Genomic DNA, 11,012 nt, shown 5'->3' with positions numbered 1-11,012 from the left:
TCATTGGCTTGCCCTATCCCCTTCATTAATCTTCTTATGTCTTATTTATGTTAGAGAATGAGGAAGGTGAACTAGGCTGATGAACGTTTATTCAATCTCTACGAGTGACTTGCGCTTCATGCTCAGAAAGCCTCATCTTCTTCCCATGTATGGAAATGAAGCTAAATCGAGAAAATAAGAGGAGGAATTTAGACGACGCTGCAACTAACGGACGGGCAGGAGTGAGTTAGATGAGCCGCATATTATTAATCGAAGATGAAGAAAGGATCGCCCGTGTGCTCAAGCTAGAACTGGAACACGAAGGCTATGAGGTGCGAACTGAAACAGATGGACGTTCAGGGCTTAGCGCTGCAATGAGTGAGCCTGAATGGGATCTCGTGCTTTTGGATATTATGCTGCCAGAGATGAGCGGCCTTGAAGTGCTTCGTCGCATACGGCAAGTCCATGCCGCTCTGCCCATTATTCTGTTGACGGCGCGCGACGCTGTTCCGGATCGAGTCAGCGGATTGGATCAAGGCGCCAATGATTACATTACGAAGCCTTTTGCCATAGAGGAGCTGCTCGCTCGTATACGGAGCCTGCTGAGACATACGAACGCGCAGGCTTTGCCCACCGAGCAGCCCCATCAGCTTAAGATCGACGAATTGACCATGGATTTGAAAAGCAGAGCCGTTTCTCGGGAAGGGACCGCCATTGATTTAACGCCTACGGAGTTCGATTTGCTGCGTTTTCTTATTACTCACAAGGATGAGGTCATGTCGCGTGAGCAGATTATTAGCGAGGTCTGGGGATATGATTTCGTGGGAGATACGAATGTAGTAGACGTCTACATCCGTTACTTGCGGCAAAAGGTAGACAAGCCCTTTTCCTCTAAGCTTATACAAACCATTCGCGGTATCGGCTATATGATCAAGTATGACCTTGAGGAAGCAGCAGGCCAAGACCTTAACCGAGATGGACAACCCCCCTCATGAGTCTAAGAGTAAAAATTACCCTTTGGGTATGTGCCGGTATCATGCTGATTCTTTTTTTCAGTTTCACCTTCGTTTATTACATGTTTATCCGAGTGACAACCAAAGGCGAGATCGATCTTTTGAAAGAGAAAACCAAAGCCATGATACTCAAAGATTTACCGAAACATCCTGAATACTGGCAAAATAACTCTCAGCTGGATGAACTGCTTATTCCGCAAGAAATGATCAGATACATAGGGCCCGATTCAAAAGTTATTTATCAAATCTATTCGGATCCAAAGCTGCTTCGCTATCAGCCAATGTATGTGAACAAGGAAACCATCCTGACGGAAACCGACTCTGATGGTATTTTTATTTTTGTGCAATCGCCTATTTTCGAAGAAGGCCATCAGGTCGCCACCTTAGAAATAGGTCGCAACCTCCGGCGATTAGGCGAATATTCACAAACCCTTACCTCTATATTACTGTTTACTTCCATTGGTGCCCTTTTAGCCGCTCTGCTTGGAGGCTATTTCTATACCAATGTCATTTTCCATCCCCTTCAACAGCTTATAAGCGCGATGCAAAACATAGAAAAAAGCGGCTCCTTTCAGCATATCAAAGTGCCCGCTAAGAGACCTAACGACGAATTAACGATGCTGACCATGACCTTCAATCGAATGATTGACAGACTGCAGGAAATGTTCGACAAACAGGAGCAATTTCTTGCCGACGCTTCGCACGAGCTACGGACCCCACTCACCATCATCAATAGTTATGCAAACCTGCTGCGCAGATGGGCCTTCCGAGATGATCAATTGCGGGAAGAAGCCCTCGAGGCCATTAGCTCTGAATCTGCGCAACTGCAAATTTTAACCCAGAACCTGCTCACGATGACCGATACGAAGAGAGAAGACTGTGATCAACTGGAATCTTTTGATCTGCTTCCCATTGTTCAAGCTACCGCGGCATCCCTACGTGTCACTTCCGGCAGGGACATCGAAGTTGACGTTATGCCCGAGATGACAGAGCTATATATAACCGGCAACCCTCCGCAGATTAAGCAGTTGCTGGTCATTTTACTTGATAATGCTTTGAAATACAGCCAAAGGCTCGTAGTTCTGAAAGTGCGAGAGGATTCCGGGGATCGTATTCGGATCGAGGTCATTGACCAGGGCATTGGCGTTGCTGAAAAAGACCTCCCGCATCTCTTTAATCGCTTCTATCGCACCGACAAGGCACGCAACCGCAAGCACGGCGGCACAGGGCTGGGACTTTCCATTGCCCATCATATTGTCGAAAAGCATGCGGGAACAATTGAGCTGCAAAGCCGCTTGGGAGAAGGAACAACAGCGCTGATCCAGCTTCCTAAATCATGTCAATAAGAGTATTTTCAACACATTCTCATCATTCTCTCAGAATAGACTCAGAATCCTCAGACAGCAGGCTTCTTCCTCTTGTATGGTAAATAATAGGGCGGATTTCATCTGCTATACTTGGACTCAGGTTAACGAAACAACCACAGCTGATGATAGTCGTTTTTTATGCAAACACTGAGTTTTTGCTTACGATGCAAATTTCTTACTACAATTCTAAGGAGGACCTTATGAAAAACCAACAGAAATGGTATAAACAACTAGTCGTGGCGGCATTGGTCGTATCGATAGGACTTTCTGCAGGAATCGTAGGCTCCCCCCATAAAGCAGAGGCAGCCGTGTCTTCTTCAGTAACTGCCAACTCCATTATCTCCGTCGGTAAACAGTACTTAGGAACACCTTATCAATTCGGCTCCAATGCCGGACAAACACGTACTTTTGATTGCTCTTCATTTACGCAGTATGTGTTTAATCGCAATGGCATCTCACTCCCCCGCAGCTCCAAAGAACAATCACACGTAGGAACCTATGTATCCCGAAGCAATCTTCGCCCAGGCGATCTGGTTTTCTTCTCTATTCCCAGTAAACCGGGCGTAATTAATCATGTAGCCATCTATATGGGCAATGGAAATATTTTACACACCTACGGCGCGGCGTACGTACGACCAGCCTAGATAACGGTACCTGGTCATCCCGCTATATGACAGCGCGTCGCGTATTATAAGGAATATAACGTCAATAACGTCAAATAACCCTCCGGCCTAAGCCCAAGGGTTATTTGAGGTTCTGCTAATAGCGAATGAACGCTTCCTGATAAGCTTCTTTCGAACCACGCTTACGTACTTTAATCTCTAACAGACGTTGTTTGTAGCTCGCTACAGCTGATCTCGGAAGTACAAGAGCCGGAAGCTTCACCACGCGGTTCTTGCCACTTAGAAAGCCGGTCAGCTTGATCTGATGTGACTTCACAAAAACTTGCAGTTCTTTGGGGTCTTCGTCTTTGGCAATTTTCACTTTGACAATAACATGCTCATGCGTCTCGAAGATTTCTACACCTACGGACCTTTCCGAAGAAGAGATGTTGGCATCTGTGCCCGGCATCGCTTTTTTCAGCATGTCCTGTACATATCCTTCAACCCACGTCATATTATCTAGAAAGGTCTGCCCTTTTTCACCGAAAGGCAGCTTTTGCCCCAAGAACTTCTCAACCTGCTCCCACTTTAGCCAAGGATGGCGATTAAACCCACTCAAGCCCATCACCTCATTTTCACTAAACAGTATATGTGCATAGGCTCCGAAGTGACACCAACCCAAATAACAGGTCACCTCTAGGCGAATATCCTCATATACTACGGGTGTGTGAGCCTGAAATAAGGGAGAATCGAACTATGCCAGCTATCGTAGGAAATGTCAAAATCATTAGCGTAGGGCCGAGCTCCGTCGTCCATTTCGGCGATTCCTTCATTATTGCGCCTACCAGTTCCTCCAAAACATTCGCAGGGGCAGGCTCATTTAATACCGGTGATTTCCCGCGTATCTATAATGCTTACAGCACTACCGTGACGAACGATTCGGACTTCATTGAAACAAACGCCAGCGGGATCATCATATAGTGGCTCATACGTCCTGCACGCGAATTCATGAACGATGAGAGAAGGTGTTTCTTCCAAATGAACTTGACCATCCATCAGACCATTATGATTCAGCATTTAAAAGTAGACTCGGTATCCAATTCCTCTGTACTCCAAATCGGTACGGCCGGGTCTATTCGTTCCTTATCCAATTTATACAATACAGGCGGTTTCGTCGAGCCTGCACAGCAATTAGGCACCAGTACAACAAACCCCCTCTCCCTTGTTCCATTGCCTTCGCCGACTTGAACGTCATTGGCTGCAAGATCTAACGCTTTGGGGGTAGGCTCTCCCGAATTTCCCGGTTATGGACTTTTCCCAAAGAATACCCTTCAGGAGGTGCTACTCATCCATGCATAGTTCCATCACTTGGGAGCAGTGGGCTCAGCAGCTCTCCGCATATATAGAATTGCAAAAGCAGCGTATTGACAAGCTTGAAGAGACCGTTACTAAGCTACAGACTGACCTCAGTACGATAAAAGATCAGAAACGATTTCATATCGATAAAATCGAATATAATTTTGATCAGCTGAAGGTGGAAAAACTAGACGGCACGCTCACCATTGGCATCAGTCCAGGTGCGCTGGATAAAATAGAGGATTTTACGGTGAACGGAACCCCGATGGGTAAAGAGGCAGGTTTAGATGGCAACCCCTTTGCTCAGGCTCAAGCTACTGGTCCAAATCCAAGTCCAAGTCCAACTCAAAATCAAGCCTATGGGCAGGGACAGGAGCCGATGACTAGTTTCGGCATTCAGCAAGAGGTGTGCAGCGGCATTGAGCAATACCTTCAGCAAGAGCTTCAAACCGATATGCGAAACTTGGAAAACAAATATCAGCAGCCGCTTGATGATGATTATAAAGCTTTCATCATCGACGATATACGCAAACAGTTGGATACTCGTATCCAGCATTATGTAAACCAATACCGCGGTGTTGGTTTCAAAGAACCCATAGAAACTATAACGACAAGCATTATGGAAAAGACCAAGCAGGATATCGTCAGTGCAATTGATACTTACATATCCAGTTTACCAAGGAAGGAAGGTACATAATGATGAATCTATACGTGGAAAATAAGCAGCTTTTCGTAGGTGGTGTTCGAATCATCGGGGTTGCCAGCTCCTCCGTTTTTCTCATTGGGGATACGGAGGTTATTACACTCTCCTCCATGTTCGATACGCCTCCTGAATCGGTTATTATTTCCCCCTTTGTCCCGCTCCCTGCGGAGAGATAACATGGGACGCTTATCTATTGTAGGCGCTGTATATATAAATGATGTCAGTTCAAGCAGCTTCGTGCATGTGGGAGACCATGCGACGACTATTCTGCAATCACGTGCTTTCGCTGTGCAGCGAGAAGTCCCTTTTTTTTATGGGAATGAAGGGAGTTTCAGCTATTATCCCTTCTACCAAAGACCTTTTCCAATTCCCCAGCCCCATGAACCCTTCACGATGTGTGTGGATAACTTAGGTTCATTTATTCGCGTTGGCGGCATCCGCATCCTTGGGATTTCTTCATCCTCCGGTTTGCAAATCGGATGTAACCGAATCACTGCCGCTGAAACGCGAATCAAAGATATCCGTCAATTCGTCACGGATAAACCAGGCCCCAAGCAGCAAGCTACCTTCGTTAAAGTGGGCCAAAACAAGGGCGTCGGTGATTTCGAAGCGGCGATCAAGACGCCGCCTCGTTAGAAACAGGAACATTCAGGCACACTCTCGCCAATGCTGGCTCACTTCGCGAGCAGCGGCTGGGCGCGGCCGAGCAACGCCGCCATCTCTGCCCGCGTCAGCGACGCGTGCGGGCGGAACGTGCCGTCCGCGAAGCCGTCGACAAGGCCATGGCTGCTCATCGCAGCAATTGCCTCCGCCGACCAGCTGCCTGCTGGCACGTCGGTGAAGCTCTTCGCAGCGGCTCCGCTCTGCGAAGTTAACTGCAATGCGCGGGAGAGCAGCACACTCATCTGCTCCCGCGTCATGATCTGATCCGGCGCGAAGAGATCGCTGCTGATCCCCTGGATCAGCCCGCTCATCTTCGCGATCCGGATGTCCTGCCACGCCCAGTAGGTGGCAGGCACATCACGGAACGAGGCGTTGTCCGCCGCCTCGCCTGACAGACCTAGGGCGCGTACGATAATCGTCGCGGCCTGTGCCCTTGTGAGCGCCGTATCTGGTGCGAAACGATCTGCGGCGATACCAAGCATCCACCCGCGGTTTGCCGCCGCTAGTATATCAGTTCGCGCCCAGTGCTTTTGCACGTCCGTGAAATAGAAACCATCTGCCCATAAGCTGTAATAATCCCAAGTATCTATATTCTCTTGATTCAGGCTCCAACTGCCCGTTCCCTTTAGTTTGTATTTACTGACTAATTGCAGTTTCGCCTTCAGCGATTGCTCGTTCTCAAACCAAACCGTATAATCTCCTGCTCCTTGTTTTTGCCCAAAGCTGGTCAGAGCGGCATCCGTCGGCAGAATTGTAAATGTGGCTACCGGTGATTGACTCGCAGCATCGAATCGAACTACGCCTTTGTAGGTGTCAACAAGCTTGCTTATTGTCGGAGCGGTCATACTCAAGCCATTAGCGGATGGATTTTGATTCCAATATCGTCCGTAAAATGGAATACCGAGCACTATTTTATCCGGTGATGTCTGCGTTAACGCATATTGAATGGATTTCTCGACGAAGGGTAAGCTGGCCACAGGTCCCGGCGTCGCATCTCCCGGATAGCTCTCATCATAAGCCATAACCATCAAGTAATTGCTAACGGCTGCTAGAGCCTTGTAATCATAGGCAGCAAGCCAACTGTTCGTTGCTCCTGTCGGATTCGCTGCAACAGCCACGGAAACCTCCATCGTGCTGGGCAGCTTATCGCGCAGCATTTTAACCATTTCTGTATAGGCATCTCGATAGGTCGCATCCACATTCTCAATATCCAAGTCAATACCGTCTAACTGGTTAGTTTGCAGCGCTTCGACAATTTGATTCACGAGCGCCTCGCGATTCTGGATCGCTTTCTCCCCAATGGCTTGATCGAATTCATTACTCAAAAAAGGGACAACCTTCTTCCCTCTGTTATGCATATTTTGTATGAAAGAAGCATCAATCGAACCCGTTAGCTGCAAGCTGCCATCCGTGTTTATCTCGAAAAAGTCAGGAGAGACAACATCGAGTGTCTGACCACTTTTATCTACTTGCGAAATATACGTACTAGAATTGCCGAATGCTAGATAGGACATCGCGAAAGCCCCTTTGCCTGAACTCGCTTGTGCTTGAACCGCGGTAACCGAACTTGCCGTGACCAAGCAGGTAAGTGAAAAGGCTGCTGCGAGCATGCCTTTGATCCATCGCCTATGTTTTGACATTACTTCTCATCTCCTTCAACGTAATCTCTAGCTGCTTCCTCTATCATCCTAGAAATAGATGGATTGCGCTATGACTAAATATTGGTCATTACCTGGAATAAATAGCAAAAAACCGTCACCTAAGCGTCTAAGCTTCGGTCACGGTCTTCGTAATTTCTAAAAACCATTCATAGCGGAATCGTAGAATTGATAATGATTGCGACCCTTCCCCTTTACTTGATAAAGGGCAATATCTACTTCATTCATCATCTTCGCTTCATCCTTTTCATCCCCATACATCGTAATCCCCATGCTGACCGTCGCTCGGAAGCTTCGCCCCCTCACATCCCAGGGATCGCTCATGCATTGAACAATTCGCTGAGCAATTCGATCTACGTGCTCTTCGCAATCTACAGCCGGTAGTAATATAGTAAACTCGTCACCGCCCATGCGGGCAAACCGATCTATTTCTCTTAAGCAATCTTGAATACGTATGGAGAACATTTGTAAAAAAGCATCACCGATCTCATGCCCCATCGTATCATTGATCACTTTAAAATCATCGATATCCAAATATAATAAAGCAAACGACCTACCGGTTCGTCTTGCCTGCGTAAGCATTTGTTGCATATCTTCCCTGAATAGTCTTCGATTAGGCAAACCCGTCAATGAATCATGAAAAGCCATTGCGATCAACTGACCCTCTTGTTTTTTGCGCAGTGTAATATCGCTGAGAACAAATGAAACCTCAGCCAACACCCCAGCCTCATTACGAATCGGAATTGTCTTGCATTCCAACCAAATGGGGCCGCCATTTATAGGCCTCGCACGAAATTCCAGCTTCCTACAGCTGGACGTTTGCAAGGTTTTGAGGAACAATCTGTGCACGTCCATACGATACTCAGAATCTATGAAATCTATGATTTGTTCAAAATCATTAGGAATAAAGCCTACCATTTGATTAAAGCTTGATGAGGCATGCAATAAATTTCCACGCAGATCAAATATGCAAAATAGATCCCACGCCTGTTCAATAAATTGACGTACGAATGTGTCCTTCTGTAACCATGGAAGTTCAAAACGATCGGAATCAGCCTTATGACTCATGACTTTCGTCGCCCCCTCTCGTACTTCTACAACGAGACAAGGGTAGCGTAGCATGATAACATAAAAATTTTATTAAGATTCGCTAAAGTTTCAGTCAAATGAAGTCGTAAAATTGGATATTAATAAAATTTTCGCCATAATTCGGGAAATCATGCAGATCTAAATACCCATTCACTAGGACTAAATTTTTCTGATTTTCATTCTATAAACAACAATTATACCAACATTTACTAATATATACTCCTTTGGTCGTTAATTTTGTGTATAAAAGCAATAAAAAGATAGAAATATTTAGGCGAAACGTTCTATAATAAGCTTAATATTCTAAAGCGGAGATTCCATTCATATGTTGATTAAGCCGTTCCGTTACTGAGGAGGATTTCTAGTATGGCAGGCGAAACAATTTTGATCGTTGATGACGAGCAAGAAATTGTTCAATTGATTCAGCTTTACCTTGTACGTGAGGGTTACAATGTCATTAGCACGAATAACGGACAAGATGTTTTTGAGATCGTCAGAGATCACCGACCCGATCTGATTATTCTCGATATTTTACTACCCGGACTGGATGGTATCGAAGTATGCCGACAGCTTCGCAAAACGAGCAACACACCGATTTTATTCATTTCTTGCAAGAGTGAGGATATTGATATTATTCTTGGACTCAGCATGGGCGGAGATGACTATATGACGAAGCCTTTCAGTCCTAGTCAGCTCGTAGCCAGAGTCAAGGCCCATTTGCGTCGAAATTCCATCAGAGAGCAGCACAAGGATGATCCACAACTGGTGAAATTCCCAGGTCTCGAAATTGATCTGATCAGCCATATTGTACGTGTGAATGGGCTTACGATATCGCTGTCAGCCAAAGAGTTCGATCTCTTATCATTAATGGCTAAAACACCGAATCGGGTATACAAAATTGAACATTTGTTTGAACTCGTATGGAGTCTCGACAGTATGGGCGATCCACGAACACTCATTGTTCATATTAGCAATTTACGTAAAAAAATCGAACCTAACCCAGCGGAACCTCGATACATCATTACGGTTCGCGGCGTCGGGTACAAATTCAACGGTTCCACTGTTTAAAATCAGTGGTTTAACCATCCAGTACATGATCCTACTCATAATTTCCTCATCCTTTGGCAATGGTATGATTAAGCAAAAGGAAAGGAGGAATACGAGATGTCTACAGATAAAACGATGGACCCGATGACGGGCGATACGGTTGAGACAGACGGTATTTATGCCAACGAGGCGGGACGTGAGGTCACACTGAAACGAGGCGACTCATTCCCAGCGGATCTCACGCTAGGTCGAACCACTTGGGAACTGCAAGGCTTCGCGAACGAAGCCGAAATCGATCATGATCAAACAGAATTAAACCCACTGCGCAAGCGCGTGGATACGCGAACTTAGACCATATGACCGAGCTGCGCTGAAGCAGCTCGGTTTTTACTATGGTATAATAAGGAGATGATAATTGAAGTTGAAGTTCTGGAGGAAATAGGTATGAAAGCGAAACGAATCATTATCGTCACAGGCGGAACTCTTGGTGACTGGATACTGGGGGAAATTCAAGAGGAAGATGTGCTGGTTGGATCAGATCGGGGAGCTCTTTATTTAATCCAACAGGGTTTAAAGCCCTATATTTCAATGGGTGATTTTGATTCAGTCACCTCGGAGGAGCTAGCGCTTATTCGATCTTCGAGTCTCCATTTTGTCGATTGCGATCCGATCTTCAAGGATTTAACCGACACTGAGATGGCTTTCAATTGGGCACTTGAAGAGAAGCCTGAACATATTGTTCTAGTCGGCGCGATTGGCACACGATTCGATCATTCCTTAGCTAATATTCATTTGCTTCGAAAGGGCACTGAGCTAGGTATAGCCTGTTCGATTGTGGATGGGCACAATGAAATTACCGTTATTCATCAACCTACTCGAATCCAACGAGGAAACTATACGCATGTCTCTCTGCTGCCACTTAGTTTAGAAGTGACAGGAATCACACTGCAGGGATTCCAATATCCCCTTCATCAGGCCACCCTTCAAATCGGGCAATCCCTGGGGATTAGCAACATTCTAATTGAACAAGAAGGTTTTATTGACCTGCATTCCGGCTTATTGCTCGTTATTCAAAGCAAAGATTAAACTAAAATTCTGACTTTCGACAAATTTCACGATAACGTTCCGTTGATTAACTCTGGTACAATAAACTGTACGCCATACTTAAAGACATTGGGGACATCCAAGCATGCAGCATATCGAAGAAAATGTAATGCCAATCCTTCATTTAATAAGCAGTCATTCTGCTATTTCCCAATTTGCCACTTTACATATGCTTACTAACAGGGAAACCGAGGTTATTTCGCTTATAGCGCTTCGCGGCTATAGCAATAAAGAAATCGCCGATCATTGCAAGATCAGTGAGAAAACAGTTAAAGTACATATCGATAAAATTATGGATAAAGCTGGAACCCGCTCGATGCGTAAGTTGCTTGCCACCATTATTTGCACCACTGTTTGAAAAAAGCTCGAAGCTCATTGTAATTATGAGCTTCGAGCTTTTTCATTGCAAAAGATTCTGCTGAACGATCATG

General features: G+C 45.7%; 15 protein-coding genes. 12 read left to right on the top strand and 3 right to left on the bottom strand.

Annotated elements, in window-relative coordinates; all coding sequences use genetic code 11:
• Positions 1 to 230 precede the first annotated feature (230 nt).
• The 3 genes from FU659_RS28485 to FU659_RS28475 all read left to right on the top strand — a co-directional run bounded on the left by FU659_RS28485 (position 231) and on the right by FU659_RS28475 (position 3,003).
• Complete coding sequence (locus tag FU659_RS28485) at positions 231 to 974, top strand: response regulator transcription factor (RefSeq protein ID WP_147950669.1); 744 nt, start codon at positions 231 to 233, stop codon at positions 972 to 974.
• Positions 971 to 2,338: a HAMP domain-containing sensor histidine kinase gene (locus FU659_RS28480; protein ID WP_147950668.1), complete on the top strand. Its 1,368-nt coding sequence runs from the start codon at positions 971 to 973 to the stop codon at positions 2,336 to 2,338. Before FU659_RS28485 ends, FU659_RS28480 begins: the two co-directional genes overlap by 4 nt.
• Before the next feature lie 221 nt (positions 2,339 to 2,559).
• On the top strand, positions 2,560 to 3,003 hold the full coding sequence (locus tag FU659_RS28475) for a C40 family peptidase (RefSeq protein ID WP_261808111.1): 444 nt from the start codon (positions 2,560 to 2,562) through the stop codon (positions 3,001 to 3,003).
• Between the two features lie 115 nt (positions 3,004 to 3,118).
• Here the strand turns inward: FU659_RS28475 and FU659_RS28470 are convergent, their stop codons facing one another.
• Positions 3,119 to 3,580, bottom strand: coding sequence for an Hsp20/alpha crystallin family protein (locus FU659_RS28470; RefSeq protein ID WP_147950667.1), 462 nt, complete (start codon positions 3,578 to 3,580; stop codon positions 3,119 to 3,121).
• A 137-nt stretch (positions 3,581 to 3,717) separates the two neighbouring features.
• Here FU659_RS28470 and FU659_RS28465 point away from each other — a divergent pair, with 137 nt between their 5' ends.
• From FU659_RS28465 to FU659_RS28445, 5 genes are all read left to right on the top strand, one after another.
• Positions 3,718 to 3,942, top strand: coding sequence for a spore germination protein (locus FU659_RS28465; protein WP_147950666.1), 225 nt, complete (start codon positions 3,718 to 3,720; stop codon positions 3,940 to 3,942).
• 57 nt (positions 3,943 to 3,999) lie between these two features.
• A complete protein-coding gene (locus FU659_RS28460) occupies positions 4,000 to 4,209 on the top strand; it encodes a spore germination protein GerPB (protein WP_147950665.1) in 210 nt (69 codons plus the stop codon).
• Positions 4,210 to 4,312: 103 nt separating this feature from the next.
• Complete coding sequence (gene gerPC / locus FU659_RS28455) at positions 4,313 to 5,014, top strand: spore germination protein GerPC (protein ID WP_187274455.1); 702 nt, start codon at positions 4,313 to 4,315, stop codon at positions 5,012 to 5,014.
• A 2-nt stretch (positions 5,015 to 5,016) separates the two neighbouring features.
• A complete protein-coding gene (locus FU659_RS28450) occupies positions 5,017 to 5,196 on the top strand; it encodes a spore gernimation protein GerPD (protein WP_147950671.1) in 180 nt (59 codons plus the stop codon).
• A 1-nt stretch (position 5,197) separates the two neighbouring features.
• Positions 5,198 to 5,656, top strand: a complete 459-nt coding sequence (locus FU659_RS28445) for a spore germination protein GerPE (protein ID WP_147950663.1) — start codon at positions 5,198 to 5,200, stop codon at positions 5,654 to 5,656.
• A 38-nt stretch (positions 5,657 to 5,694) separates the two neighbouring features.
• Here the strand turns inward: FU659_RS28445 and FU659_RS28440 are convergent, their stop codons facing one another.
• Both FU659_RS28440 and FU659_RS28435 read right to left on the bottom strand, forming a co-directional pair.
• Positions 5,695 to 7,323, bottom strand: coding sequence for an S-layer homology domain-containing protein (locus tag FU659_RS28440; protein WP_147950662.1), 1,629 nt, complete (start codon positions 7,321 to 7,323; stop codon positions 5,695 to 5,697).
• 156 nt (positions 7,324 to 7,479) lie between these two features.
• Entirely contained in the window at positions 7,480 to 8,409 is a 930-nt protein-coding gene (locus FU659_RS28435) for a diguanylate cyclase domain-containing protein (protein ID WP_187274454.1), read from the bottom strand.
• Positions 8,410 to 8,796: 387 nt separating this feature from the next.
• On the opposite strand from FU659_RS28435, the gene FU659_RS28430 reads away from it, so the two are divergent.
• From FU659_RS28430 to FU659_RS28415, 4 genes are all read left to right on the top strand, one after another.
• Positions 8,797 to 9,498 carry a response regulator transcription factor gene (locus FU659_RS28430; protein ID WP_147950660.1) on the top strand — a complete coding sequence of 234 codons (702 nt, stop codon included), beginning with the start codon at positions 8,797 to 8,799 and terminating at the stop codon, positions 9,496 to 9,498.
• A gap of 96 nt (positions 9,499 to 9,594) precedes the next feature.
• Positions 9,595 to 9,828 (top strand): hypothetical protein, encoded by a 234-nt coding sequence (locus tag FU659_RS28425; RefSeq protein ID WP_147950659.1) that lies wholly within the window; start codon positions 9,595 to 9,597, stop codon positions 9,826 to 9,828.
• Between the two features lie 93 nt (positions 9,829 to 9,921).
• Positions 9,922 to 10,563, top strand: coding sequence for a thiamine diphosphokinase (locus FU659_RS28420; protein WP_147950658.1), 642 nt, complete (start codon positions 9,922 to 9,924; stop codon positions 10,561 to 10,563).
• Positions 10,564 to 10,666: 103 nt separating this feature from the next.
• Positions 10,667 to 10,939, top strand: a complete 273-nt coding sequence (locus FU659_RS28415) for a response regulator transcription factor (RefSeq protein ID WP_147950657.1) — start codon at positions 10,667 to 10,669, stop codon at positions 10,937 to 10,939.
• Positions 10,940 to 11,012 lie beyond the last annotated feature (73 nt).

Origin of the sequence: Paenibacillus sp. N3.4, from assembly GCF_008017805.1 — a bacterium.
Taxonomy (GTDB): Bacteria; Bacillota; Bacilli; order Paenibacillales; family NBRC-103111; genus Paenibacillus_E.
This window is presented reverse-complemented; position numbering and strand designations above follow the sequence as displayed.